Genomic DNA, 25,727 nt, shown 5'->3' with positions numbered 1-25,727 from the left:
TTCCCTACACGAACAGTAGTCATTCTTACATGCGTAAAATAGCCTTTGATACTTTTATGGCATCATGACGCAACATATTTTCTCGTTCGATTACAAAATGATCAAGTACAACGGATACCCCCATTGAATTTATCCGATTTACATCAACAACAACAGGAACAGCCCCTTCGCTCGCATAACACGCTCGAACTTCAGCTGACACCGGCGCTCCATGAACCACAATTTCGTCGACCAATGTACTGCCGCAGTGATCAGAAATGGCTTGGATATGGTCTCCAGCTGTATAGCCTTCCGTTTCTCCACTTTGTGTCATCACATTGCAAATATATACCTTCCTTGCATCAGACTGTTCGATCGCTTGAGCAACTCCCGGAACAAGAAGGTTTGGGATAACACTAGTGTAAAGGCTTCCTGGTCCTAACACAATAATATCGGCTTCCTCAATTGCTCGAATAGCCGACTGCAATGGTGAAATATCTTCAGGGGTTAAAAAAACACGTTTTATCCTTTTTTGTTCTAACGGAATAAGGGATTCCCCTGTTACAATCGTTCCGTCTTCCATTTCTGCATGCAGCACAATGCTGCAATTAGCCGCAGGATAAACATTTCCACGAACATTTAACACTTTGCTTAATTCGGTAATGCCTCTTGAAAAATCGCCTGTAATGGACGTCATGCCCGCAAGTAGTAGATTACCTAACGAGTGCCCTGACAAGCCATTTCCGTTTGAAAAACGGTGCTGAAAGAGCTCTTCCACCAAAGGTTCGACTTCTGATAAAGCAATTAAAACGTTTCTCACGTCTCCCGGAGGAGGGATGTCTAGTTCTTTTCGGAGTCGACCGGAACTGCCGCCATCATCAGCAACTGTTACAATAGCAGAAATGTCAACTGGGAACGTTTTTAATCCTCGAAGCAATACTGATAAGCCGGTTCCTCCTCCAATCACAACAACATTTTTCTTTTTCACTTATGAGTACCTTTTCCTTTATCTTTATCAATATCTCGATGGCTAACATGCAATACATATTCATCAGCAAAAGCTTCTCCAAAGTGTTCAGCAAGTGTCACAGAACGATGCTTTCCACCTGTACAACCAATGCCAATGACGACTTGACTTTTTCCTTCACGCTTATATTGAGGCAGCATGAACTTCAACAAGTCAGTTAGTTTCTCAATAAATTGTTGAGTTTCTGTCCATTTCAATACATATGATGAAACTTCATCATCTAGCCCTGTTTTCGGTCTCATGTGGTCAATATAATGAGGATTCGGAAGAAAACGCACATCAAAGACGAGATCCGCATCAATTGGCATGCCATACTTAAAGCCAAACGACATCATATTAACTGTAAACGGATGCTTTTCCGTTCCAGAAAATCTTTGAATGATTTTCTCACGTAACTGGATTGGTTTCATGTCCGTTGTATCAATAATTTGCTGCGCTCTGCCCTTCATATCCTCAAGCATCTCGCGTTCTAGCCGAATACCTTCAAGCGGCAGACCATTTGGTGCTAGTGGATGAGCACGTCTCGTCTCTTTGTAGCGCTGTACAAGTTTTGCATCCTTTGCATCTAAGAAGATAATCTGTAGCTTAAATTGCAAGTGCGGAGCATGGCTTATCGTATCGATTGCTTCAAATAGGTGATCAAAAAACTTCCTTCCACGTAAATCGATAACAAGCGCTACTTTATTCATTTTTCCATTTGAACCTTCAATCAGTTCAATAAATTTTGGAATAAGTGCTGGGGGCAAATTATCGACGCAAAAATAGCCAAGATCCTCAAAGCTTTGGACGGCCACTGTCTTCCCTGCCCCAGACATTCCTGTAATAATCACAATCTGTATTTCTTCGTGCTCGATACTCACCCTCATCACCCCTCTATATCTATTCTGAAGTTAACCGATATGACACTAGATCAAAATCTTTTGTATAATAAAACGTTCCGTGCATGACTCCTTGATCATGTAATACATGTTCAAACATATACTTATCACCGGCTGCCATTGGCAGTCCCTGTACATCCTTTATACTTTTCCATTCAAGCTTGCCTTCTGGAGATTGTTCAAACATGTCACCTTTAAAACTCGTTGCATGGAACGTGAACATCATCCATTCATTCACCGGCTGATCATTTTCTAGTATTACGATGGTAAAAACAGCACGCAGCTTCGCATCTTCTACCTGAAGACCTGTTTCTTCCCGAAACTCACGCTCAGCTGATTCTTTTATCGTTTCACCAAGTTCCATTTTGCCACCAGGTGCTACCCACCAGCCACGGCTTGGCTTTTGTAATAATAATGCATGCTCTCCATTCGTTAATACACAGTTAGTAATCCGTTGCAACAGCTTCACCTCACGTTCTATTACTTTATTATACAATTAATTAAAAGGTCTAACAATTGCTAGAATTAGGGAACTTTTTTGAACGTTGGTCTTTTGAGGAAAAAAAAAGGGCACGGACGTAAGCGTCCGTGCAAATGTATATAAAAAAAGGGGGTCAATTACTTATTTATATCTTACCCCTTTTATATTTCACTCGTGTTACAACAGGATTAACGTTTCATATCAAAAAGGATTATTTTTCCTTTTTGTTGTAATGTACGGAGCCTTAGAAACCAAAAAATACCTCAGATAAAAAATCAAGTGTAAAACCTTTTTCCGGTCATACACTTGATTGTAAGCTATCTTATGCTTTTGACTTCTCTGCTAGCGTCTCTAAATAATGCTGTACATTTTGAGCAGCCAAGCTTCCATCACCTGTTGCTGTTACAATTTGACGAAGTGACTTTTCGCGAATATCACCAGCCGCAAAAATTCCAGGGACTTTCGTCTCCATTTCTTCGTTTGTTTCAACATAGCCCTCTGTATTGGTGATTCCTAAGTTTTTCACACTTTCATTTAATGGTAACATGCCAATATAAATAAACACGCCATCTGTTTTAAATTCTTTTTCCTCGCCATTTTCAGTACTAACGAGCGTGACACTTCCGACTTTGCCGTTTTCATCATTGATTTCTTTTACTGTATGGTTCCAAATGAAATCAATCTTGTCATTATCAAATGCGCGTTGTTGTAAGATTTTTTGTGCACGTAACTCATCACGACGGTGAACAACGGTGACTTTTGTTGCAAAGCGCGTTAAATACACAGCTTCTTCAACAGCAGAGTCTCCGCCACCAACAACAACTAGCTCTTTCCCTTTGAAAAAGGCACCATCACATACAGCACAATAAGAAACTCCGCGCCCGCTTAGTTCTTTTTCACCTGGAACGCCAATCTTCTTGTATTCAGCTCCTGTTGCCACAATGACCGCACGAGCTTTGAATTCCTTGCTACCTGCTTTGACGATTTTAAGGTCGCCTTCGTCGACGATCTCTTTCACATCCCCATATCCATATTCAGCACCAAACTTTTTTGCATGCTCAAACATTTTAGTTGAAAGCTCTGGCCCAAGAATATGATCAAACCCAGGATAATTTTCCACGTCTTCTGTATTAGCCATTTGTCCACCTGGGATTCCGCGTTCAACCATGATCGTTGAAAGACCTGCACGAGATGTGTAAACAGCCGCCGTCATACCTGCAGGACCAGCCCCAGCTATGACAACATCATAAATTTTTTCCTCACTCATTATTGGTCCACTCCTTTAAAACACTCTTTTTCACTTGTCTAAATCTACGTCTTTTCACTAATATCGTAGCGAATTGACTGGGGAATGTCTATCTATCTGCTCAGCTACTCAACCCACATATCAAACTGGATCTGATCGTGATTAACTGGCTCCTTTTTCGTAATTACAAGTGTTGTTTTGGCTTGCTTAGAACCAAGTTCTTCTGCACGTTTCATTAATTGGATCGCCTTATGTCGATCATGACAATGATACATTGCTACTGCATAGCCAAACAGCAATTCAGACCGTTGTTCTAGTTCCCACCTGCTTAATTCCTTTAGTCGGTCATAAGCAACTTGAAACTCTCCAACCGTACATAATGTTTCAGCTACTTTGACATAATGGTCGCCATCAATTGGGTAGACACGACGCAAAGATTGAATATACGTTTCAGCACCTTTAGCATTCCCACTTTTCGTGTAAAACAAAGCTAAATTACACAGTGTAAAAAGATTTCCTGGGTCTTTTTCAAGGATGGTTTGACAAATTTCAAAAGCAGAATCCTCCCCTAGACGAAAAAGAGCTTCCGCTAACTGGTTATGTGCAGTCCAATAGGTTGGATGCTCATCAATAATCGTTTGCAATACGGGGATAGCTTCTTGAATGTTGCCCCGTCTCACTAAATAACGAGCACGTTCAAACTGAGCGATCAATTCATCTTCGTCTTCTCCAAGATCATCCCATTCCTCATCTTCTTCTCGTTCAAAACGAAGCAATTCTAAAAGATCCTTTGCATCTTCTGTAAACCGCTCATCTGGACTTAACTCTAAATAGCGCAACGTCATTCGTTCAGCTTTCTCAAAAAGTCCAAGGTAAGCATAATTATTTGCCATGAAGAAATAGCATTCTGCTACATCTTCTTTTTCTGCTAACACATTTTTTAATATTTCATTTGACCGTTCATATTCCCCAATTTCAGAAAGAACTGCTGCCAATTGAACATGAAAAACAGGCTCAGTGTTCGTTAGCTTAACCGCTCTCTCTAACAGTTTGATCGCACGTTGTAAGTGGTTCTTTCTGTACGCTTCGATTCCTCTATGAAAGAAATAATCCCCACTTTGAAACAAAGGAACAACTTTGCCCTTTTCCTGTTCGTCTTTTGGTTTTAATCCCATGAAGTTTTGTTACCTCCAGCTTCTCAATCATAAGACATAGTATAACATCATTTTAGACAGCGCGGGAGACCCTTTCAGTCCCTCTGCATATTAAAAGCCGTCTATGAGCAGGCTCCTCATAGACGGCAACGTACGAGCAAATGCTATTTATTCAAAATCATGGCAAAGATTCGTTTTTGCCGTTTTGATCTCCTTTACTTCTTATGTCTTTCCTCTAAAACAGCTAATACATCGTCGAGCGGTAGCTTTTGTTCACGAAGGAGTACTAAAAGGTGGTACAGCAAATCCGAAACTTCCCACTTTAATTCTTCCGGATCACGATTTTTCGCAGCAATGATCACTTCTCCTGCTTCTTCGCCAACCTTTTTCAAAATTTTATCGACACCTTTTTCAAACAAATACGTCGTATAAGCCCCTTCTGGCATCTCCGCTTCACGCTGTGCAATGACCTGTTCTAACTCGTCAAGGATCGCAAATCGGGTAGGATTCGTACGAACAACTTGCTCAAACAACGAATCAGAAAAGCACGTATAGACCCCTTTGTGGCACGCTGGTCCTGCTGGTACAACAAGAACGACAATGGCATCACTATCGCAGTCATAGCGCAAGTCGACAATTTGCTGTGTGTTGCCTGACGTTGCCCCTTTATGCCATAACTCTTGGCGAGAACGAGAATAAAACCATGTTTCTCTCGTTTCCAGTGACTTCTGTAACGATTCTTTGTTCATGTAGGCTAGTGTCAAAACTTCCTTGCTCACAGCATCTTGCACAATCGCAGGAACGAGTCCATTTTGATCAAATTGAATTTTTTCTATGCTCATCGAACGGCCACACCCTTTTCTTTTAAATATGTCTTCACTTCTGCGACCGACGTTTCCTTGTAATGAAAGATTGATGCCGCTAGCGCAGCATCTGCTTTGGCATCCCGAAATACATCAGCAAAGTCTTCTTTCTTTCCTGCACCGCCTGATGCAATAACTGGTACCGTAACAGCGGCATTCACCGCTTTTGTCAACGCGAGGTCAAACCCCGTCTTCGCTCCGTCTTGATCCATGCTCGTAAGCAAGATTTCCCCGGCACCAAGACGTACAGCTTCCCTCGCCCAATCAGTTACTTCCCAATCTGTTGCTTCACGGCCGCCATGCGTATAAATTCGCCATGAACCAAGCTCTTCATCGTATTTTGCATCAATCGCTACAACGATGCACTGCGAACCAAAGAAGTCTGCCCCTTCTTTAATCAGCTCCGGGCGCTTCACCGCTGCTGTATTCAACGATACCTTGTCCGCTCCAGCACGCAGCACACGTTTCATATCCTCGAGCGAGTTAATCCCCCCACCGACGGTAAAAGGAATCGCAAGTGTTCCTGCAACTTGCTCCACGACTTCCACCATCGTTTCACGCCCCTCGTGAGAAGCGGAAATATCCAAAAATACTAACTCATCAGCCCCTTGCTCATCATAAAAAGCTGCAAGTTCAACTGGATCACCTGCATCTCGTAAATCGACGAATTGAACACCTTTTACGACACGCCCATCTTTCACATCCAAACAAGGAACGATACGTTTTGTTAACAACCTATTCGCCCCCTTGCAATGCTTCTTCTAATGTAAATTGGTTCGTGTATAGTGCCTTCCCGACAATGGCACCACTCACTCCACGATTTTTTCGCTCACGAAGTTCAGTTAAATCAGCTAACGAACTGACGCCTCCAGAGGCAATGACTTGCTTGCCAGTTGCTTCTGCTAAATTCGTAATTGCTTCCGTATTAGGACCAGATAGCATGCCATCACGCGAAATATCGGTAAAAATAAACACTTCAGCCCCGTGACGAGCAAGCTCCTGCGCTAATGTCTCAGCTTTTACTGAAGACGTTTCAAGCCAGCCCTCTGTGGCAACATAGCCATCACGCGCATCTAGCCCGATGGCAATTCGCTCACCACCATATGTAGCTAACATTTCTTTTGTGAACTCAGGATTATTGACAGCGACACTACCTAATATGACACGGTCGACCCCTTGCTCAAGATAAAAAGCGACATCTTCAGCCGTACGAATCCCACCGCCAATTTGCACCTTCGCATCAAGCTCCTTAGCAACACGAAGCACATGCTCATGATTGACGCGTTTTTTCGCTTTTGCACCGTCTAAGTCGACCATGTGAATCCACTGTGCCCCGGCATCAGCAAATAACTTTGCCATGTCAAATGGCGAATCGCCATACACGGTTTCTTGATCATAATCTCCTTGTACAAGACGCACACATTTTCCGTCTCTCATATCAATTGCTGGATAAATAACAAAATTACTCACGACTTTCTCCTCCTTGCGTGATGAGCTCTCCAAAGTTACGAAGGATCGCCATACCTACGCTGCTGCTTTTTTCTGGGTGGAATTGCGTCCCCATTACGTTGTCCCTGCCAACTACAGCTGGAACCGTTACATCATATTCACTCGAAGCAATTAACACGTCCTCGTCCTTATGCTTGACGACATACGAGTGAACAAAATACACGTGTCCCTCTTCAACGTCTTGTAAAAGTTTGTGTTCACGCTTATGAAACGTTAACTTGTTCCAACCCATGTGAGGTACTTTGTATGTTTCACCATTTGCCGTATGACCAACAAAGCGCTCCACGCGACCAGGTAAAAGTTTTAACCCTTCTGTCTCCCCATGCTCCGCGCTTTCTTCAAATAATAGCTGCATGCCAAGGCAAATCCCTAAAAGCGGCTTTCCTGATTCCGCCCATTCACGTAAAAATTCCGTTAAGCCCATCTCATTCAACGTCTTCATCGCATCTGGAAATGCCCCAACACCAGGAAGAAGAAGTCCATCAGCCTTTTTCAATTGTTCAATATCATCTGTTACCACATAGGCTAGCTCTAGGCGCTCCAGTGCTTTACTGACACTGTGCAAATTCCCCATCCCATAATCAACAATGCCGATCATCTTATAACATTCCCTTCGTTGACGGGACGCCTTTTACCCGCTCATCGATACTCGTTGCTTCATCCAAGGCACGTGCTAATGCTTTAAACACCGCTTCAATCATATGGTGTGTATTGTGACCATAGTGGACGATAATGTGTAAGTTCATTCGTGCTTCAAGAGCGAGCTTCCACATAAATTCGTGCACGAGCTCAACATCAAATGTCCCTACTTTTTGACTTGGGAACTCAGCGCGGAACTCAAGATGCGGACGGTTACTTAAGTCAACAACGACTTGTGCTAACGTCTCATCCATTGGTACAAATGCATTTCCATAGCGGCGGATTCCTTTTTTATCTCCTAGTGCTTCTTTTAACACATGTCCTAAGCAAATGCCGATATCCTCCGTCGTATGATGATCATCAACTTCCGTATCTCCGTTTGCATCAACGGTTAAATTGAAATGACCGTGCTTTGTGAACAGATCAAGCATGTGCGTTAAAAAAGGTACGCCTGTTTCTAATTCTGATCTTCCTTCTCCATCCACAGTAAAGTCCAACTTAATTTGCGTTTCACCTGTATTACGTTCGATTTGTGCGCGACGTTCTGTCATCTACTTTTCCTCCAACCTAATATCAATTGCTCGTGCGTGTGCTTCCAACCCTTCTAAACGGGCAAGAGCTGAAATTTTGCGGCCATGTTCTTCGATGGCTTGTTTGCTATATGAAATAATGCTTGATTTTTTTGTGAAATCATCGACATTGAGCGGGCTCGAAAAACGAGCAGTGCCATTTGTCGGCAGAACGTGGTTTGGTCCTGCAAAATAATCCCCAACCGGCTCCGAGCTGTAAGGTCCGACAAAAATTGCTCCTGCATGACGAATTTTCCCGATTAAGTTCATCGGTTCTTCTGTTAGGATTTCCAAATGCTCAGGCGCAAGTTGATTTACGACATCGATTGCTTCAACCAAGTCTTGCGCGACATAAATGACGCCATAATCACGAATCGATGCTCCAGCAATATCGCGTTTTGGCAAAGTCGTAAGCTGCTCTTCTACTTCTTTTGCGACATCTTCTGCAAGCTCCTGAGATGTTGTTACTAACACGGCTGACGCTTGCTCATCATGCTCTGCTTGAGACAAAAGATCAGCTGCAATGTAACGAGGATTCGCCTTTTTATCAGCAAGAACAACAATTTCACTTGGTCCTGCGATCATATCAATATCAACCGTTCCAAATACAGCGCGCTTCGCTAACGCTACATAGATGTTGCCCGGACCAGTTATTTTATCAACCGATTGAATAGACTCTGTTCCATATGCCAAAGCAGCAACGGCTTGAGCTCCGCCAACTTTGTATATCTCCTTCACACCAAGTTCCTTCGCTGTTACAAGGACACTAGCCGGAAGCAATCCATCTGCCCCTGCTGGTGACACCATGACAATGCGCTCGACACCAGCGACTTGCGCTGGAATGACATTCATCATAATCGATGATGGATAAGCTGCTTTGCCTCCTGGCACATAGACACCAACCGAATCTAATGGAGTGACTTTCTGTCCAAGAATTGTTCCATCTTCTTTTGTGGTCATCCACGATTGACGCTTCTGACGCTCGTGGAAATCTTTAATGTTCACGATCGCCTCACGCAACGCTGAAATCAATTCGTCATCAATCTCTGCATACGCTCCTTCGAGTTCTTCCTCCGTTACTCGAAGACTTGTAAGCTCTGCTCCATCAAATTTTTTCGTTAATTCAAATAGAGCTTGATCGCCTTGTTCTTTTACTTGAGCAATAATCGCTTCGACCGCTTCTCGTTGCTGCTCTGTTCCTGTGTCAATATCGCGCTTGATGCTTACCTCTGCTCCAACTTTGACGATCTTCATGCTTCTTCCCCCTCGATCACTCGAGAAAGACGTTCGACCATTTCATCAATACGCTCATCCTTCATACGGTAACTAACTGGATTCACAATCAAACGCGATGTAATCGGCACAATTGTTTCAAGCTCTACTAAGCCATTTTCCTTTAATGTTCTCCCAGTTGATACGATATCAACGATACGATCGGCGAGCCCAATTAATGGTGCCAATTCAATTGAACCATTCAATTTAATGATCTCAACTTGCTCACCTTGCTCTTTAAAATATTGTGTTGCTAAGTTCGGATATTTCGAAGCGACCTTTGGATTGATGTCTCTCTTTTCATAATTCGGAAGGCCGGCAACTGCCAAGTAACACTCACTAATTTGCAGGTCGAGCACTTCGTAGACAACGCGCTCTTCTTCAATCATCGTATCTTTTCCAGCTACTCCAACATCGGCAACACCGTGCTCAACATATGTAGGGACATCCATTGGTTTCGCTAGGATAAAACGCATGTTTTCCTCAGGCACATCGATAATTAACTTCCGAGAATCATCAAACTCTGCCGGTAAGTTGTAACCTGCTTTTCGCAACAATTCTAATGCTTCTTCAAAAATTCTCCCCTTCGGCATCGCGACCGTTAACCATTCTGCCATCTTATGCGTCTCCTTTCTTTGCACCAATGAAGTAGTGTACGTCAGTAAATTGTTCTGACATTCCGTCGACATCTTCTACCCCGGCAATGTCTTGAACAACGACGGACTCGCCTTTTCCTCTTAGACTTGCCGCTTCTTGGAATGCTTCGGCACGTCTTTCTTTGCTAAAGACGATGCATGTTTTTTTCTTCTTTGTGTTCATTTCGCCTAGTGCTTCAACAAGTAAATCTAGACGAACGCCAAATCCTGTTGCCTGACCAGGACGCTCAAATTTGCCAAGTAGCTCATCATAACGTCCGCCACTGCAAAGCGGTACACCTAAATTGCTTCCATAGCCTTCAAATACCGCTCCTGTGTAATAACTCATATGAAGGACTAAATTCAGATCTAATTTTACATATTGTTCAATGCCGTAGCTCTCTAATACTTGCCATAACTCTGTTAGTTCAGCAAGCGCTTTTGACCCTTCTTCGTTAGAAACAAGCTTCGCTGCTTCTTCCACTGTTCCTTTGCCGCCGCGTAGCTTTAAAAGACCAAGAAGTCTCCCTTTATCAATGGAAGAGATCGGCAAGCTTTTCACATGTTCACGGAACCCAACATAATTTTTTTCATATAAAAAACGACGCAGCTCATCTGCACGCTCTCCAACAATATCTTCTAAGAGCGCGTTCACATAGCCAACATGGCCAATTGCAATTTTAAAGTGTGACAAGCCTGCACGTTTTAACGCTGATGCCATAAGCGCAATCACTTCACCATCGGCACTAACCGTCCCGTCTCCTATTAATTCCACACCAAGCTGCTCAAATTCTGCTGGTTTTCCAGCCTCATGCTGCTGAGCTCTGAAAACCGTTGATTGATAGGAGAGCCTAAGTGGATACGCTTCTCCCTTCATACTAGAAGCAACCAATCTCGCAATAGGTGCTGTCATATCAGGGCGAAGAACCAATGTATTTCCTTGTTGATCTAATAATTTAAACAACTGTTGATCTAAAATCGCTGACGCAAGACCAACCGTTTCATAATATTCTAACGTCGGGGTTTCAATCATTTGATAGCCCCATCCAGACATTTCCGTTTCCAATTGCTGACGTACCTGCTTTTTCATCTCATACATCTCTGGCAATGTATCGCGCATTCCAAGTGGTTTCTCAAACATAAGTGGCTTAGACATTGATTTCACTCCTCGTTCTTCTCCGTTGTCTGCTTTTTCGTGCAGCTCTCCGACATCTTTTTTTCTATCTTTCCTATCATTCGCGATTTTTGTCAAAATACCTGTTTTTGTTTCAAGAAAATGTCTATTTTGCTTTAGTTCGCTAATGTGCTAATAAGATAAAGTATATAGTTAGTTTACATGGAGGTCCGAACAACGTCAACCATTTTGATAGAATTATCTCACAATTAATAGTAAGGAGGTGAAAATACATTGATTTTTCAATAGCTATTTTTGTTTACTTTGTTGTTTTTATCGGTTAGGTTGAAGTGACGTGTTCGTTCCATTTCACTGCATCCACCCCCGCGGGTGCGAGTGACTGGAGCTCAGGTGGAACGAACATGTGGTGAACACTTCCTCCATAAAAACAACAAAGTATGCGAAAACAGCTTAAAAAAAGACCCGAGTCTCACCGACTCAGGCCTCCCCTTACTAGTTACCTAGCATTTCGTTAACTTTATCTTGGTTGTTGTCAATCCACTCTCTTGCTGCTTCTTCTGGATCTTGACCTTCGTCTTCAATTTGTACGATCATTTCTTCAACATCATCAATGGAAATGTTCCAGTTGCTTAGAAATTCGAAGGCATCTGGAGCTTTTTCTTGCAGCTCATGATTTGTTACAACATGAACAGATGATGTTTCAAAGAAACCAGCGTCGTTACCGATTACTTTAATATCGTATTTGTTAAACATCGTGTGCGGTCTCCAGCCAAAGAAAATGACTGGCTCTTCCTGCTGCATTTGGCGTTGAGCTTGCGCTAACATTCCACCTTCAGATGAATTGACTTGTGTAATATCCAACCCTAATGCTTCAATCATTTCGTTTGTTTCCTCTTGTGCACTTGTTCCTTCTTCAATTCCATACATTTCGTTATTGAATAAATCTTCATTGCCAACGATGTCTTCTACAGAGTTGATATCTTCCATGTAATTTGGTACTACCCAGCCTGTTTCTGCTTCTGGATAACTTACAGCTGTATCAACAACAGTGTCCTCGAATCTCTCCATATGAACTTGGTGCATTGGGAACCATGCATCCATAAAGACATCAAGGTCACCACGAGACAACCCCATGAATACATTTCCTACATCGGCATTTGTCTCCACAACTTCATAGCCCATATCTTGTAAAATTAGACTAGCAATTTGAGTTGGAGGAACTGTACTTGTCCAAGGTGTTACCCCAAACGTTATCGTTTCCCCATTGCTATTTTCTTCGGTTGTTTCTCCGCTCGTTTCGCCTGATGCACAGCCAACAGCTGTTGCTAGAAATACGGCCATCATTGAACCTAGTAAAAACTTTTTCATAGATTTTCTCTCCTTTTTCTTATGCTTTTTTCGCTAATCCTTGTGTAATACGGTCTAAAATAATCGCTAGCACAACAATTCCTAAGCCACCTGTTAAACCTAGACCTACATTAACTGTTGAGATCCCTGATAACACGGTTGAACCAAGTCCTGGAGCTCCAATCATTGAGGCGATAACAGCCATCGAGAGAGCGAGCATCATTGTTTGATTCACCCCAGCCATAATTGTCGGCAGGGCTAGTGGTAGTTGTACTTTAAATAGCAGCTGTCGCGATGTTGAACCAAACGCTTTTGAAGCCTCTACGACATCACTCGGTACTTGTCTAATTCCTAAATTCGTCATTCGAACAGCTGGTGGCGTAGCAAAAACAAACGTTGCAATGACTGCCGGCACTCCACCTAGTCCGAATAAAAGAATCGCAGGGATTAAATAAACAAAGCTAGGCAATGTTTGCATAAAATCTAAGATTGGTCTTGTGATTTGTTCCATTACCTTATTTGTTGCACTTAAAATTCCAAGCGGTACTCCAACCAATACAGATAAAGTAGTTGATACGAGGACAATCGATACCGTTTGCATTGCAGCTTCCCACAAATCAACAGACCCTAAATACAAACAGCCTACTAATGCGAATAATGCAATTCCTTTACCAGCTATTTTCCAAGATAACAAAACTAAAATAATCATAATAAGCTCTGGCGGGACTGTAATTAATAGATTTGTTACGGCATCGACAAATGCACGAAGCACCGTACTTATGCTATTAAAGAACCCACTCATAACAGGAAGCAGCCAACCATCGACAAAACGATTGGTCCATTCCTCTAACGGGAAGTAGAAGTAATTCATGCTGATACCACCTCATCTTTTTCTTTTCCAAGAACTAAACCTGAGAGAATCGATACACGCGAAATGATTCCTAGTAGTTTTCCATCTTCAACGACAACGATTGGATATTTCGTTTCTGCCGCAATTCCAATCAGGTCATTTAAAGGTGTCGTAGGATCAGCACAATGTACCGCAGAATTTATTAATACGTCCTCCATTGGAATATTCTCTTTGTATGCTTTGATCGCATCATCAATTGTCAACAAGCCTTGGAAATTCTTCTGTTTATCGACAACAAAAATACTCGACGCACCGGCTTCTTCCATTTTCCTAACAGCGACTCTTGGGCCGTCTTTGTACGTCGTTAACACTTCTGGTTTTTTCATCACATGTGATGCTTCCAGGACTTTCGAGCGGTCGACATCTTTCACGAAATTTGAGACATATTCATTAGCTGGATTTTCTAAAATCTCCTCAGCTGTCCCCACTTGAACGATCTGTCCGTCCTTCATAATGGCAATTCGATCGCCAAGCTTTAACGCTTCGTCTAGATCATGGGTAATAAAGAGGATGGTTTTGCCGAGCTTATTTTGAAGATGAAGGAGCTCATCTTGCATTTCCTTACGAATTAAAGGATCAAGAGCACTGAATGCTTCGTCCATTAGCAATATATCTGAGTCATTTGCTAATGCGCGAGCAAGTCCTACACGTTGCTGCATTCCACCACTTAATTGGCTTGGTAAGCTTTCTTCATACCCTTTTAGTCCAACATCCTCAATTGACTTTAAAGCCTTCTCTTCACGTTCGGCTTTGTCTACCCCTTGAATTTCTAACCCATAGGCAACATTCGTTAATACTGTCCGATGGGGTAACAATCCAAATTGCTGAAATACCATCGCTAATTTTTGACGTCTTGTTTCTATAAGAGTCTTTTTATCCATCTTGGTAATGTCTTCACCATCGATGAGAATCTCCCCATCCGTTGGTTCAATGAGACGATTTACTAAACGAATTAATGTTGACTTCCCACTTCCTGAAAGACCCATAATGACGAATATTTCTCCCGCTTTCACAGAGAACGAGGCTTGATTGACCCCAACGGTCATCCCCGTTTTTTTAAGGATATCTGCCTTCTGTTCTCCGCTTTTCAAGCTTTTTAAGCCTTGCTTTGGGTGGGAACCAAAGATCTTGGTCAAATGATTTACTTCAATCTTATTCATAAACATTCTCCTCTGTAATAGCCTATCGCTTCTTTATTCCGATCTGTCTACCTACTTGTTTTGGGGATTGTAAATGTTCATGTGCACTTCGTATTTTTTCAATGATTGATGAGACTTCAGGAGGGAAAGGAGCTGGTCTCCCCTCCGTTGTATCCATCCCCATTAACATCTGCTCACTAGTCGCAATCTCTGCACCGTCACGATTTTTCATCATGAAAAACACGTGCAGGCGTTTCGCATCATCATCTAATAACTGAACCTCAACCGTTAGCTCTTCACCCTCATGTGCTTCTTTTAAATAACAAAGATGTGTTTCTAACGTAAAAATCGTGTAGTTTAGCGATTGGCGAGCTGCTTCATGTAAGCCGATATAATCCATAAAAGAATCAACAGATAAACTAAAGACTCTTGCATACTCCGCATCATTCATGTGGCCGTTATAGTCAACCCACTCTTTGCGGACATGGTCTTTGTAGCTAAATGACGGTAACATCCTTTTCCCTCCAGTCTTTTATTTTTTTACGAGATTGTTAGATTCCGGCCAATATTTTTCAACAAGATCTAGCAATTCTACTAAAAATTCATTTCGCTTCTGCTCTAGTTCAGAGATTGACACATCCCCGGCATGGCTTTCGCAGCCTTGGATCACTTTTTCTTTCAACTCATCTGTTAGTTCAGGCGCTTCTAATTTCGTCCATGGAAGTTTCAAAGCAGGACCAAATTGTTCTAGCATGTGGCGCATCCCTTTTTCTCCTCCAGCTAAGTGGAACGTTAAGAACGGCCCCATTTGTGCCCAACGAAGTCCTGCACCATAAATAATGGCTGCATCGACTTCCTCAGTTGTCGCGACACCGTCATTGACAAGGTGTAACGCTTCACGCCAAAGTGCTTCCATGAGCCTGTCAGCTAAGTGACCTTCGATTTCTTTGTTAATGATCAATGGCTTCATTTGAATCAATTCATAGAACTGAGCTGCTTTTTTTATAACGGCTTGTGTTGTTGCCTCACCACCGACTAATTCAACAAGCGGTAAAATGTATACAGGATTAAATGGATGAGCAACGAGGAATCGCTCTGGATGCGTTAACCCTTCCTGCAACACCGAAGGCATAATTCCTGATGTACTTGATCCGATAATTGCCTCTGGCTTTGCGAATTGATCGATGCTAGCTAATACGTTTTTCTTTAGTTCTTCACGTTCCGGAACATTTTCTTGAATTAAATCCGCATCACTAACTGCCTCTTCTAACGTAGGAACAAACGTTAAGCGCTCCCTAGACGCACCAGGTGCCAATCCCAATTTTTCTAAAGACGACCAAGCATGTGAAACGGTCTTACGCGTTTTCGCCTCTGCTCCCTCAGCAGGATCAAAGGCCACGACATCGTATCCTTGTGCAAGAAAGCGTGCAATCCAGCCATTTCCGATAACTCCGGTTCCGATGACAGCTAGTTTTTTGAACTCTTGTTGAATGTTAGTCATTTGTTATCGCCTCCGTTTGGGTTTCTTAATCCGTACTGTTTGCGTGCCTCTTGTGGTGTCATGATGCCAATGCCATTACTAGAAATGAGGTTCACTGCTTTTTCAACCAATTGATCGTTTCTGGCAAATACACCTTTATCAAGATACAAGTTATCCTCTAATCCAACTCGTACATTTCCACCTAACATCGCTGTTTGAAGCATAATTGGCATTTGCATACGGCCAATTCCAAATGCAGACCAATGGGCATTTTCAGGAAGACGACTCTTCATATACAACATCGTCTCGACATCTGCATCTGCTCCCCAAGGAATCCCTAGACAAAATTGGAACATCGGGTCACCATCTACTAAGCCTTCTTCAATTAGTTGTTTAGCAAAACGAATATGTCCTGTGTCAAAGCATTCTAACTCTGGCTTCACACCGCTTTCTTGAACTAATTTTGCTTGTTGACGCAGCCAATCGGTTGGACTCAAATAAATCATGTCACCAAAGTTCACGCTTCCGCAGTCAAGTGTGCACATTTCGGGAAGCAATTCCCCAACAGGCTTGTGACGTTCTTCTGGCGTTTGCATGTCCGTTCCATCTCCTCCAGCAGCTGGTGTTGCTAAGCTAGGGATGAAGTCGCCGCCTCCACCTGACGTAATGTTAATAATGACATCTGTCTCCGACTCACGAATTCGATCAACAATTTCACGGTAGTGATTAACGTTGTGACTAATTCCTTCTGTTTCAGGATCTCTTGCATGAACATGAGCAACAGTTGCTCCTGCCTTTGCTGATGCAATCGCAGCTTCAGCAATTTCTTTCGGTGTTACAGGGACATGTGAACTTTTTTTCGTTGTATCTCCCGCACCTGTCACTGCCGCTGTTAATAAAATTTTCTTTTGCATCATGTCTCCTCCTCTATCGTCACCTTTGTACAATCCTCAATTTCAATACTTAACCATCCGGACGGTTTATTTATTCACAATTGAAACTATACCATCTGGACGGTAATGTACGCAAGGGTGCTTTTAAAAAGTAAGGGTTTTCGCTCGTCGAATTAGGAGAGATTTTGTCGACTCCACCTCCTGCCATATTAGGTTTTCTCCCTTGTCGGTGAAAATTTTAAAAATCTAATTAATAAAAACGCCCAGAGAGCAGCTCTCTGGGCGTTTATTTCTTAATCTGGAGTAGATTGCTTTCATTTTATAAGTCTTCAAAGAGGCACTCCTTGACTAAATTCATACTCTATTGTCCATAATTTGGCCTCTCTTCAACAGGCAAATGAACAGGAACATCAAACAACCAAAGAAACCCTACACAAACAAGTGCAAACACTACATACGCAACTAACGGATGTTTATAATGCAATCGTAATAGCGGGAACATAAGGAAGAGGGCAAAGATTGACCATCCCAATGTCCATCCATATTGGTACTTAATATTTCCTGTTACAGTAAAAACATATTCCCAAATGCCATAGATCAAAATCCATTGTAATGTATGTAAGATTTGTTTCATGACACCTTTAGGATAATTCCCTAAAAATAGCAAGCCTGTAGCTGGAAACACGATAAATGTATAAAGCATTTCCGTAAGAGTATGATTTGAAATGAAGTCTGCATCCATACGCCACAAAAAGTAATTTGCTGTTAAGAAATTATAAACTAAATTCCCAAGAGCAAAAAATAGCAACGTTGCATGATACTTTTTCCAATTTCTCCAGTCCCCCCAAATCAAAACAGCTATGATGCTAATAATAGCAGTAAGAACATGCATATGTTTTTTCATCCTAGGTAATTTAATATAAACGTATACTTCTTGATCAATAGTTTGTACTCCTAGTAGGAAATTATTTATGTTCTTGTTATAAGTTTCTTTGTTGGAACACTATTTAAGGGGGAGGAGGACTTCTGCGGTCTCATGACGGACTTTTCCTTGCTCTTCTTAGGGGGAGTTTGTCCTTCATCTGCCTATGAAGGACTTTTCTCTACTCTTCTTAGGAGGGTTTCGTCCTTCATCTGCCTCATGACGGACTTTTCCTTGCTCTTCTTAGGGGGAGTTTGTCCTTCATCTGCCTTATGAAGGACTTTTCCTTGATCCTCTTAGGGGGAGTTTGTCCTTCATCTGCCTTATGAAGGACTTTTCCTTGATCCTCTTAGGGGGAGTTTGTCCTTCATCTGCCTTATGAAGGACTTTTCTTGCTCACATTATTCATTTACCCATTCTTTCAACGTCTTATAAACAGTCTCTTTCTTTTCATCACCAATGTGGTAGATATCAAAAAGCTCAGCTAACCAAATCCCATCGGTCGCTAGACGAATGATTGTTGCTTTAACAGGATCGATCCCATCATCTTCAATCGATTCTTGCCATTCTGCATAAAGGTCACGGATTGGGTCTAGTAACTCAGAATTGACCGCTTTTGCTGCTAACAAACCGGAATGCATGTCCTTATTGGCATATACTTGATTAAATGTTACATCAACATAGGCACGGATCCATTTCCCCTTTTCTACCGGGTCCATCTCCGCGTTACCAGCGATTTTTTCGCGATAATTGTTTGCTAAATGCTCAACCATCCCTTTAACAAGTTCTTCTTTTGAGGGGAAATGATAGAGCAGACCACCTTTACTAATCCCTGCTTCTAACGCCACAGCCTCTAATGTTAAATTGAATATTCCCTTTTCACTGACAATTTTAGACGCAGCGTGAAGAATCTCTACTTTTCTAGAAGTTCTGCTCATCTGACTCTCCTTTGTAATAAAATTTCAGCCCTAACTATACCATCCAGACGGTTTATTATCAACAGCAACTAAAAAGATTTACAGAATTTGTAGGTAAGTCTAGACAAATTCACTTACTTTTATTACGGAAGAGTTCTGTTCGTAACGAAAAAAGCTGTCAAGCACCTTTCTACTCAACAGCTCCCTCTTAGTCATCCATCTTTTCTCGAATGACTTTCATCGGATTACCACCGACAAAAGCGCCAGCTGGAACATCTCGATATACAAGCGTTCCAGCTGAGACCACTGCCCCATCACCAATGGTAACTCCCGGTAAAATTGTCGTATTCGCACCGATCATCACTTCATCGCCAATAACGACATCACCAAGACGGTATTCTTTTATTAAATACTCATGTGCCAAAATCGTTGTGTTGTAGCCAATAATCGAGTTACGGCCAATTGTAATCCGTTCTGGAAACATGATATCCATCATGACCATTAATGCCACCGCTGTCTCATCGCCCACTTTCATCCCGAGAAACGTCCGGTATAACCAATTTTTTACGCTAATCCATGGTGTGTAGCGAGCAATTTGAATCACAATAAAATTTCTCACAACCTTCCAAAAAGGAACGGTCTTGTAAATTTGCCAGAGCGAATTGGCCTCTTCTACAGGGTATCGCTCTGTTTTTCTGCTCATTGCTTTTCCACTCCGACAATAGCTAACAAGTCACGCATGTTAGATAGCGTATAATCTGCTTCAAATGTCTTTATTTTCTCTGGCCCTTTGATCGACCAACCTACAACAGCTGTTGGAACACCTAGATTCTTACCAGCTTCCACGTCGAAAAGGCTGTCTCCAATCATCATTGCTGATTCTTTAGAAGAAGCTAGTGCTGCAAGCGCCTTTTCAAGAGGCTCTGGATGGGGTTTGGCATTTTCCACATCATCGAGTCCAATCACAACATCAAAAAATTGATCAAGTCCTGTAAGCTTTAACCCCATTAAGGCTGTTTTCCTAATCTTTGTCGTGACAATCGCTAGCTTGTAGCCCTCTTTATGAAGGCGTTCAACCGTTTCATAAACGCCCTCATATTCGGTTACGAGTTCATCATGTTTTTCGTGGTTAAACGTACGGTATGTTTGTATCATTTCGTCTACACGCGTGGCATCAACCGATTCAAAGCTATCTCGAAGTGGTGGCCCAATAAACTCAATTGCATGCTCACGCGTGTATTCACCTGGTTTGTATTGCTCTAACGTATGAAGAAATGAGGCAATGATTAACTCATTTGTATTGATTAACGTTCCATCTAAGTCAAATAATAGTGTATCAATGTTCATAAGTCGCTTCCTTTCGTTCTAGCTCTTGTTTTTTCTCTAACCGGTTCCAAATATAAGCAATGGCCATTGTTAATAAAATCGCAGTGACGACTCGAATAATTAATAGCGGCCAAACCGGAATACCTAGTGGAATAAATATGAGTGTATCCTCGATGACTGCATGACAGGCCACGAGGAAAATAAAGACTAAGTATAAATCTTTCTTTGCTACTCCATCTTCTTTTGCGGCTTGAATCATAACCCCAGCACCAAATGCAAGACCAAATAACAGACCAGATGCTAGTGTGGTTGACGTATTTTCCTTGATTCCTAGCATTTTTGTAAATGGAGCCATCGCTTTTGATACTAGTTTTAACCAGTTTCGTTCTTTCATAATCTGAACGACAATCATTAGCGGGATCACAATCATCGCAAGCTGGAGAATTCCAAGCGTAGCACTCGTAACTCCTTGCCAAGCAATGGCAAGCCACCCACTCACTTCTGGTTGACCCGTAGTAGAAACAAACCCATACTGTGCTGTTTCCTGTCCACCAGACCAAAATAGATTGATCATGAAGGCCGAGAAAAGAGCCAGCCCGATTCGCACAACTAGTACGACAGACATTCGAATTCCCACTTTTGTTGCGACCGCTGATTCAATAAACAAATTATGTGAGAAAGAGAGCATTACCGCTAAAATGAATACCTCTTTCACCGTAAGTTCCAACGTTAATATCGCACCAATGGCGGCGTACAAGTTTAAGACATTCCCAAGAACAAGCGGAATTGCTGCCTCTCCAGGTAATCCAATCCACCCCATCACTGGAGCTAATAAGCCCGCCAACCATTCAAGGACTGGTGTATAGCCTAAAATCGTAACGATTAAGGTGATTGGAAAAATGATTTTTCCTAGCGTCCATGTCGTCTGTAAACCGACAAGAAGCCCGCGTTTTAGCATCCCCAATGGTCTCTCCCTCCACTTACTCCCGTTCTATTTTTATGTGGGTAAGTTTTTTATAAACAAATCAATAATAAAAAAACTAATGAGTTAAGGTTAAAATCTTCTCGCTTCTCGAAATAGTATAAAAAGGAAGTGCGCCTTTTCCTTTTATTTGTGCGAACATGTTTTGCAGTGGCTTCACTCGCCGTGTGCTTTTTGAGAAGTTCGCTCAAAAAGCTTAAGACATTACGGCGGCTTCGAAATAGTATAAAAAGGAAGTGCGCCTTTTTATACTATTTCTTTTTCTTTGTTTTTTTTGTTATTTTTTTCGTTTGGGCTGTAATAGCCGGGTCATGGTAGTTTGGTGTATTTGGTTGTTTTCGACGGTAGATTGTAAAGATAACAGCAAAGGCAATTAGAATAATTGATGCCACTTGTGCTGTTTTTAGAACGCCGCCAATTAGTAAGTAATCTAGACGAATCATCTCAAGGAAGAATCGCGCAAATGAATAGTATACTAAGTACGTCATGAAGATTTCACCTTGTTTTAGGTTGAACCTTCTTAAATAGATCAGTAAGAAAAAGCCAAGCAAGTTCCAGATCGACTCGTATAGAAATGTTGGATGATAATATGTACCGTTAATGTACATTTGATTGATAATAAAATCTGGTAGCATTAAGCCTTCTAAAAACTCTCTTGTTACCGGACCACCATAGACTTCTTGGTTCATGAAATTACCCCAGCGTCCAATTGCTTGAGCTAATAACAAACTCGGTGCGGTAATATCGGCAATTTGCCAGAATGAATAGCCGCGTTTTTTACAGAAGAAATAGGCTGTCAGCATTCCCCCAATGACCCCGCCGTGAATCGAAAGGCCACCTTCCCAAATATAAAACATTCGAATCGGGTTATCCGCAAATTGCTCCCAGCGGAAAATGACATAATAAAGTCTTGCTGATAAGATCGCAATTGGCAAAGCAAATAAAAGCAAATCAGCATACGTTTCTTTCGGATAGCCACGTTTCACCGCTTCTCTCGTTGCGATTAAGTACCCCAAAAACACACCTAATCCAATTAACGCCCCATACCAATAGATCGTAAACGGGCCAAATTCCAGGAAAATCCTGCTATATGGTTGTATCGTCTCTTCCACGTTTCCACTCTCCCTTTTAACATATCAAAACAAGGCGCGTTCATAATCGAACACGCCGCCATTATACCACACTCTTAACGAAATTCGTCGTGATCGCCCTCTTCAATGACATCTGTTAATCGTTCCGAGAACTCTTGAGCCGCATCAAAGCCAAGACGTTTTAATCGAAAATTCATTGCTGCGACTTCAATAATAACGGCCAAGTTTCGTCCAGGTCTTACAGGTACAGTTAATTTCGTGATCTCTGAATCAATAATTTTCATTTTCTCTTCTTCTAATCCTAGACGATCATATGCTTTCTTCTGATCCCAAAGCTCTAAGTTAATACATAGAACAATGCGTTTGTGTGGACGAACAGCCCCTGCACCAAATAATGTCATCACATTAATGATACCTAATCCGCGGATTTCGAGTAAATGTTGAATCAAGTCAGGTGAACGCCCAACAAGAGTCCCTTCATTCTCTTGACGAATCTCAACGGAATCATCCGCTACAAGACGGTGTCCACGGCGAACTAAATCGAGCGCTGTTTCACTTTTTCCGACACCGCTATTTCCTGTAATCAAAACACCAATCCCATAAATATCGACAAGGACCCCATGAACTGCGGTCATAGGTGCAAGTTCACTATCTAAGAAGGTTGTAATGCTACTACTTAAACGCGTTGTTGCCATGCTTGATCTCATCAAAGGCACCCCGACTTTTTCTGCCGCATCAACCAACTCAGGAGGTACTTCCAAATCACGTGAAATGATAATTCCTGGTGTATCATATGTACATAGCTTTAACATTCTTTCTTCTCTTTCATGTTGCTTTAAATGCTCGAAGAATGAAAGCTCCGTTCGACCTAAAAGTTGCAAACGTTTTGCTGGATAATAGGTAAAATATCCTGCCATTTCGATCCCTGGTCTAGAAAGATCACTTGTCGTAATCGGGCGATAAATTCCTTCTTCTCCAGCGATTAATTCTAAGTTAAAACGCTCTAATAAAGTATTTGCTGTAACTTTTGCCACTGCGCTAATCCCACCTTCACATCTCTATGCTAACTAAATGGAGTGAATACCTTTTCCATTTTAGCATGTTTTACCGGATAGCATTTCATACTTCTACAATTTTTTTATAGTCAGGCCATCACGGTGAACCAATTAAAGTATGAGATCATTGCACAATATTCGGCTAAATCTCCTAAGTACTTACACTGCTATACTTGTTTGAAACTAAATGTTATTTTTTATGAAGGCTTTTTCTGGAGTGTTTTTAATGGGGAACGGTCTTCATCGGAGGCATGAAGGACTTTTCACCTTTGTTGTACATGCAAAGCGTCCTTCATCAAGGTCATGATGCTCTTTTTCGATCTCGTGTTACATGCAAAGCGTCCTTCATTGGGTAATGAAGGACGCTTGTGCTTTACATGCTACTAGCAATTTGCAACTACAATCAAATCTTATTTTTTCCGCATTGGTTTTACGACAAATGTTTGGATAATTGCGATCAAAATAGCTGCTATGATAGCCATTCCGAAACCATCAATTACAAAAGCACTTCCCATTAAAGCAGCCGTAAACATGAGTGTGATCGCACTAATTACAAATAAGAAAAGACCAAGTGTGAGGACAGTAATCGGTAATGTTAGCACAACAAGAACCGGGCGGACAATAGCATTAACGATCGATAAGAGCAAACTGGCAATGAAGGCAGCTACAAAGCCTGACACATAAAAGCCATCAAATAAATACGCAATCCCCATCAAAATTAAAGCATTGATAATTAACCCAATAATCCACCTCATCAGTCTCTCACATCCTCTTCATTCGGAATTATGAAAATGGCGATGATGTAGCCAATGATGAACGGGAAAAACCCTGTAACGAAAAACAAAATCACAGCTAGTAAACGAATGATCGTTGGATCAACTGAAAAATACTGTGCTAGTCCACCACATATCCCTGCGATTTTGCGATCATATTGTGTCCTAAACAAACGTTTCATTGATTCTCACCTCTTTCTTTTTAAGATAAAGGAAGACAAAACATCATATTCCGCCTTCCTTATTTCGTTCTTATTCCTGATCTTTCACAAGAACTGACCCTGTATTTGTTAATGCATTCACCTTCACACGTGGTGACGAGTGTTGATTTCCAATAAAACTCAATGATTTTTGGGCGAACTCTTTCTTTTCTTCTAGCATTTCGTAATCACCCATGTCAATCGTAAACCCACCTACGTTTGTTTTCAACTTCCCTTCAATCCGGTTTTCTTTCGGAATAAACAGATGAATGCTGCCGGTCGTCGCCTTCAAATCCGCATAGCCTGATTCCGTTAACTGATCAAGATGATACGTGATTGAGCCATTTACTGTTTCTGCATCAAAGTCCTGCACCTTTCCTAGTAAACTAATGCCACCATGAATCGTTTTTGCATCAAAAACATCGATTTCAACTTGCTTGTATTCAATCGGTCCATTTACTGTTTCAGCCATCGCTTTTTTTGCTTTAACAGAAGAAAACGCAAGAGGACCATTGATCGCGTTAACGTCAAGTGTGTCTGTTTCAAATGACGCACCTTCGACCTGACCATTAAATGTATACAGCTTAATATGATCAAACGACTCTTTTGGTACATACACCGTTGTTTGGACTTTAATGGACTTCGTTTTCGTATGGAAAAGCAACTTACGCTCATCTACCCGAAACGATGACTCTTGTAAAAAGACGCGACGTGCCTCATCACTATCCTTTACCCGATATACCTTTGCTTTACACTCCACTCTAACATCTGATTCATCCCAAGGCTTAAATGTAATCGAGCCATTTTCAAGCGAAACATCTAGTGATTTGGGAGAAATATCACGATGCTGAAAAATGTGATCGACTTCAATTGACGACCCAAAATTAAAATCTAAATCGACATCTTTAATTTTTTGGATCGTGCTTTCAATAAAGGAGGTAAACAAGTTTGCCGTTGAATGTGCCGCTTGCCTTGCGCGCTGACGATATTGCTCTCCCTCATCCCAATCAACCTTTGTCGAAACTTCCCTTGCTGATTCTTCTCTCTTATTCCCCGTGCCCGATTCGCCTTTTTCCATCGCCTCTAGCAATTTAACTCCTTCTTCAGCTGTAATCTTTCCATCTTCAATCATCTTCAAAACCATCTTACGTTCTTCCAACAAACTCACTCCTCATCTATAATTATGAGCCCTAATCCCAACAAAACGATACCTACACTATTGTATTACGAAATAAATAGAAAAGATGTTTCAAAACAAAAGAAAAAAAGTGCTTTTCTTTTTTTCTTTTGTTTTGAGCAATGCGC

Annotated in this window: 29 protein-coding genes; all 29 read right to left on the bottom strand. The window is 41.7% G+C overall.

Features of this window, described 5'->3' with window-relative positions; all coding sequences use genetic code 11:
- Positions 1–25 precede the first annotated feature (25 nt).
- Positions 26–967, bottom strand: coding sequence for a gluconeogenesis factor YvcK family protein (locus MF646_RS17905; protein ID WP_250097885.1), 942 nt, complete (start codon positions 965–967; stop codon positions 26–28).
- A complete protein-coding gene (gene rapZ, locus MF646_RS17900) occupies positions 964–1,866 on the bottom strand; it encodes an RNase adapter RapZ (RefSeq protein WP_338035514.1) in 903 nt (300 codons plus the stop codon). Before rapZ ends, MF646_RS17905 begins: the two co-directional genes overlap by 4 nt.
- A 19-nt stretch (positions 1,867–1,885) precedes the next feature.
- The gene (locus MF646_RS17895) at positions 1,886–2,344 is read right to left on the bottom strand and encodes an NUDIX hydrolase (RefSeq protein WP_250097884.1); all 459 of its coding nucleotides are present in this window, start codon (positions 2,342–2,344) and stop codon (positions 1,886–1,888) included.
- A gap of 343 nt (positions 2,345–2,687) precedes the next feature.
- Complete coding sequence (gene trxB / locus MF646_RS17890; RefSeq protein ID WP_250097883.1) at positions 2,688–3,632, bottom strand: thioredoxin-disulfide reductase; 945 nt, start codon at positions 3,630–3,632, stop codon at positions 2,688–2,690.
- Between the two features lie 104 nt (positions 3,633–3,736).
- Positions 3,737–4,786 carry a tetratricopeptide repeat protein gene (locus MF646_RS17885; protein WP_250097882.1) on the bottom strand — a complete coding sequence of 350 codons (1,050 nt, stop codon included), beginning with the start codon at positions 4,784–4,786 and terminating at the stop codon, positions 3,737–3,739.
- A gap of 194 nt (positions 4,787–4,980) precedes the next feature.
- Positions 4,981–5,607: a bifunctional phosphoribosyl-AMP cyclohydrolase/phosphoribosyl-ATP diphosphatase HisIE gene (gene hisIE, locus MF646_RS17880; RefSeq protein ID WP_250097881.1), complete on the bottom strand. Its 627-nt coding sequence runs from the start codon at positions 5,605–5,607 to the stop codon at positions 4,981–4,983.
- Complete coding sequence (hisF, locus tag MF646_RS17875; RefSeq protein WP_250097880.1) at positions 5,604–6,362, bottom strand: imidazole glycerol phosphate synthase subunit HisF; 759 nt, start codon at positions 6,360–6,362, stop codon at positions 5,604–5,606. The genes hisIE and hisF overlap by 4 nt, the downstream gene beginning before the upstream one ends.
- 1 nt (position 6,363) lies before the next feature.
- Positions 6,364–7,098, bottom strand: a complete 735-nt coding sequence (hisA, locus tag MF646_RS17870) for a 1-(5-phosphoribosyl)-5-[(5-phosphoribosylamino)methylideneamino]imidazole-4-carboxamide isomerase (protein WP_250097879.1) — start codon at positions 7,096–7,098, stop codon at positions 6,364–6,366.
- Entirely contained in the window at positions 7,091–7,735 is a 645-nt protein-coding gene (gene hisH / locus MF646_RS17865) for an imidazole glycerol phosphate synthase subunit HisH (protein ID WP_250097878.1), read from the bottom strand. Before hisH ends, hisA begins: the two co-directional genes overlap by 8 nt.
- Position 7,736: 1 nt before the next feature.
- Positions 7,737–8,327: an imidazoleglycerol-phosphate dehydratase HisB gene (gene hisB, locus MF646_RS17860; RefSeq protein ID WP_250097877.1), complete on the bottom strand. Its 591-nt coding sequence runs from the start codon at positions 8,325–8,327 to the stop codon at positions 7,737–7,739.
- A complete protein-coding gene (gene hisD / locus MF646_RS17855) occupies positions 8,328–9,599 on the bottom strand; it encodes a histidinol dehydrogenase (protein ID WP_250097876.1) in 1,272 nt (423 codons plus the stop codon). It lies immediately after the preceding gene.
- Positions 9,596–10,234: an ATP phosphoribosyltransferase gene (hisG, locus tag MF646_RS17850; protein WP_250097875.1), complete on the bottom strand. Its 639-nt coding sequence runs from the start codon at positions 10,232–10,234 to the stop codon at positions 9,596–9,598. Before hisG ends, hisD begins: the two co-directional genes overlap by 4 nt.
- A 1-nt stretch (position 10,235) precedes the next feature.
- A complete protein-coding gene (locus tag MF646_RS17845; RefSeq protein WP_250097874.1) occupies positions 10,236–11,408 on the bottom strand; it encodes an ATP phosphoribosyltransferase regulatory subunit in 1,173 nt (390 codons plus the stop codon).
- 471 nt (positions 11,409–11,879) lie between these two features.
- Positions 11,880–12,755, bottom strand: coding sequence for a glycine betaine ABC transporter substrate-binding protein (locus tag MF646_RS17840; RefSeq protein ID WP_250097873.1), 876 nt, complete (start codon positions 12,753–12,755; stop codon positions 11,880–11,882).
- 19 nt (positions 12,756–12,774) lie between these two features.
- Positions 12,775–13,605 carry an ABC transporter permease gene (locus tag MF646_RS17835; protein ID WP_250097872.1) on the bottom strand — a complete coding sequence of 277 codons (831 nt, stop codon included), beginning with the start codon at positions 13,603–13,605 and terminating at the stop codon, positions 12,775–12,777.
- A complete protein-coding gene (locus tag MF646_RS17830) occupies positions 13,602–14,804 on the bottom strand; it encodes a quaternary amine ABC transporter ATP-binding protein (RefSeq protein ID WP_250097871.1) in 1,203 nt (400 codons plus the stop codon). Before MF646_RS17830 ends, MF646_RS17835 begins: the two co-directional genes overlap by 4 nt.
- A gap of 22 nt (positions 14,805–14,826) precedes the next feature.
- Positions 14,827–15,297: a thioesterase family protein gene (locus tag MF646_RS17825; RefSeq protein WP_250097870.1), complete on the bottom strand. Its 471-nt coding sequence runs from the start codon at positions 15,295–15,297 to the stop codon at positions 14,827–14,829.
- An 18-nt stretch (positions 15,298–15,315) separates the two neighbouring features.
- Entirely contained in the window at positions 15,316–16,284 is a 969-nt protein-coding gene (locus MF646_RS17820; protein WP_250097869.1) for an L-carnitine dehydrogenase, read from the bottom strand.
- Positions 16,281–17,177: a beta-keto acid cleavage family enzyme gene (locus MF646_RS17815; protein WP_250097868.1), complete on the bottom strand. Its 897-nt coding sequence runs from the start codon at positions 17,175–17,177 to the stop codon at positions 16,281–16,283. The genes MF646_RS17820 and MF646_RS17815 overlap by 4 nt, the downstream gene beginning before the upstream one ends.
- Positions 17,178–17,517: 340 nt before the next feature.
- Positions 17,518–18,048 carry a CBO0543 family protein gene (locus MF646_RS17810; RefSeq protein WP_250097867.1) on the bottom strand — a complete coding sequence of 177 codons (531 nt, stop codon included), beginning with the start codon at positions 18,046–18,048 and terminating at the stop codon, positions 17,518–17,520.
- Positions 18,049–18,479: 431 nt separating this feature from the next.
- Positions 18,480–19,016: a TetR/AcrR family transcriptional regulator gene (locus MF646_RS17805; RefSeq protein WP_250097866.1), complete on the bottom strand. Its 537-nt coding sequence runs from the start codon at positions 19,014–19,016 to the stop codon at positions 18,480–18,482.
- Between the two features lie 187 nt (positions 19,017–19,203).
- A complete protein-coding gene (locus MF646_RS17800; protein ID WP_250097865.1) occupies positions 19,204–19,698 on the bottom strand; it encodes an acyltransferase in 495 nt (164 codons plus the stop codon).
- Complete coding sequence (gene ppaX / locus MF646_RS17795; protein WP_250097864.1) at positions 19,695–20,342, bottom strand: pyrophosphatase PpaX; 648 nt, start codon at positions 20,340–20,342, stop codon at positions 19,695–19,697. Before ppaX ends, MF646_RS17800 begins: the two co-directional genes overlap by 4 nt.
- The gene (locus MF646_RS17790) at positions 20,332–21,285 is read right to left on the bottom strand and encodes a nucleoside recognition domain-containing protein (RefSeq protein WP_250097863.1); all 954 of its coding nucleotides are present in this window, start codon (positions 21,283–21,285) and stop codon (positions 20,332–20,334) included. Before MF646_RS17790 ends, ppaX begins: the two co-directional genes overlap by 11 nt.
- Before the next feature lie 269 nt (positions 21,286–21,554).
- Complete coding sequence (gene lgt, locus MF646_RS17785) at positions 21,555–22,415, bottom strand: prolipoprotein diacylglyceryl transferase (RefSeq protein ID WP_250097862.1); 861 nt, start codon at positions 22,413–22,415, stop codon at positions 21,555–21,557.
- A gap of 74 nt (positions 22,416–22,489) precedes the next feature.
- The gene (gene hprK, locus MF646_RS17780; RefSeq protein ID WP_250097861.1) at positions 22,490–23,428 is read right to left on the bottom strand and encodes an HPr(Ser) kinase/phosphatase; all 939 of its coding nucleotides are present in this window, start codon (positions 23,426–23,428) and stop codon (positions 22,490–22,492) included.
- A 431-nt stretch (positions 23,429–23,859) separates the two neighbouring features.
- Positions 23,860–24,204: a phage holin family protein gene (locus tag MF646_RS17775; RefSeq protein ID WP_250097860.1), complete on the bottom strand. Its 345-nt coding sequence runs from the start codon at positions 24,202–24,204 to the stop codon at positions 23,860–23,862.
- Positions 24,204–24,404 carry a PspC domain-containing protein gene (locus MF646_RS17770; protein WP_250097859.1) on the bottom strand — a complete coding sequence of 67 codons (201 nt, stop codon included), beginning with the start codon at positions 24,402–24,404 and terminating at the stop codon, positions 24,204–24,206. The genes MF646_RS17775 and MF646_RS17770 overlap by 1 nt, the downstream gene beginning before the upstream one ends.
- A gap of 70 nt (positions 24,405–24,474) precedes the next feature.
- Positions 24,475–25,590: a DUF4097 family beta strand repeat-containing protein gene (locus MF646_RS17765; protein ID WP_250097858.1), complete on the bottom strand. Its 1,116-nt coding sequence runs from the start codon at positions 25,588–25,590 to the stop codon at positions 24,475–24,477.
- Positions 25,591–25,727 lie beyond the last annotated feature (137 nt).

The organism is Halalkalibacter alkaliphilus (genome assembly GCF_023555415.1).
Classification (GTDB): domain Bacteria; phylum Bacillota; class Bacilli; order Bacillales; family Bacillaceae_D; genus Halalkalibacter; species Halalkalibacter alkaliphilus.
This window is presented reverse-complemented; position numbering and strand designations above follow the sequence as displayed.

Excerpts from the sequence above, each read along its gene's own strand:
- trxB (WP_250097883.1), bottom strand. The coding sequence starts at position 3,632 with ATGAGTGAGGAAAAAATTTATGATGTTGTCATAGCTGGGGCTGGTCCT.
- MF646_RS17885 (WP_250097882.1), bottom strand. The coding sequence starts at position 4,786 with ATGGGATTAAAACCAAAAGACGAACAGGAAAAGGGCAAAGTTGTTCCT.
- hisIE (WP_250097881.1), bottom strand. The coding sequence starts at position 5,607 with ATGAGCATAGAAAAAATTCAATTTGATCAAAATGGACTCGTTCCTGCG.
- hisH (WP_250097878.1), bottom strand. The coding sequence starts at position 7,735 with ATGATCGGCATTGTTGATTATGGGATGGGGAATTTGCACAGTGTCAGT.
- hisB (WP_250097877.1), bottom strand. The coding sequence starts at position 8,327 with ATGACAGAACGTCGCGCACAAATCGAACGTAATACAGGTGAAACGCAA.
- hisD (WP_250097876.1), bottom strand. The coding sequence starts at position 9,599 with ATGAAGATCGTCAAAGTTGGAGCAGAGGTAAGCATCAAGCGCGATATT.
- hisG (WP_250097875.1), bottom strand. The coding sequence starts at position 10,234 with ATGGCAGAATGGTTAACGGTCGCGATGCCGAAGGGGAGAATTTTTGAA.
- MF646_RS17845 (WP_250097874.1), bottom strand. The coding sequence starts at position 11,408 with ATGTCTAAGCCACTTATGTTTGAGAAACCACTTGGAATGCGCGATACA.
- MF646_RS17840 (WP_250097873.1), bottom strand. The coding sequence starts at position 12,755 with ATGAAAAAGTTTTTACTAGGTTCAATGATGGCCGTATTTCTAGCAACA.
- MF646_RS17835 (WP_250097872.1), bottom strand. The coding sequence starts at position 13,605 with ATGAATTACTTCTACTTCCCGTTAGAGGAATGGACCAATCGTTTTGTC.
- MF646_RS17830 (WP_250097871.1), bottom strand. The coding sequence starts at position 14,804 with ATGAATAAGATTGAAGTAAATCATTTGACCAAGATCTTTGGTTCCCAC.
- MF646_RS17825 (WP_250097870.1), bottom strand. The coding sequence starts at position 15,297 with ATGTTACCGTCATTTAGCTACAAAGACCATGTCCGCAAAGAGTGGGTT.
- MF646_RS17820 (WP_250097869.1), bottom strand. The coding sequence starts at position 16,284 with ATGACTAACATTCAACAAGAGTTCAAAAAACTAGCTGTCATCGGAACC.
- MF646_RS17815 (WP_250097868.1), bottom strand. The coding sequence starts at position 17,177 with ATGCAAAAGAAAATTTTATTAACAGCGGCAGTGACAGGTGCGGGAGAT.
- MF646_RS17810 (WP_250097867.1), bottom strand. The coding sequence starts at position 18,048 with ATGCATGTTCTTACTGCTATTATTAGCATCATAGCTGTTTTGATTTGG.
- MF646_RS17805 (WP_250097866.1), bottom strand. The coding sequence starts at position 19,016 with ATGAGCAGAACTTCTAGAAAAGTAGAGATTCTTCACGCTGCGTCTAAA.
- MF646_RS17800 (WP_250097865.1), bottom strand. The coding sequence starts at position 19,698 with ATGAGCAGAAAAACAGAGCGATACCCTGTAGAAGAGGCCAATTCGCTC.
- ppaX (WP_250097864.1), bottom strand. The coding sequence starts at position 20,342 with ATGAACATTGATACACTATTATTTGACTTAGATGGAACGTTAATCAAT.
- MF646_RS17775 (WP_250097860.1), bottom strand. The coding sequence starts at position 24,204 with ATGAGGTGGATTATTGGGTTAATTATCAATGCTTTAATTTTGATGGGG.
- MF646_RS17770 (WP_250097859.1), bottom strand. The coding sequence starts at position 24,404 with ATGAAACGTTTGTTTAGGACACAATATGATCGCAAAATCGCAGGGATA.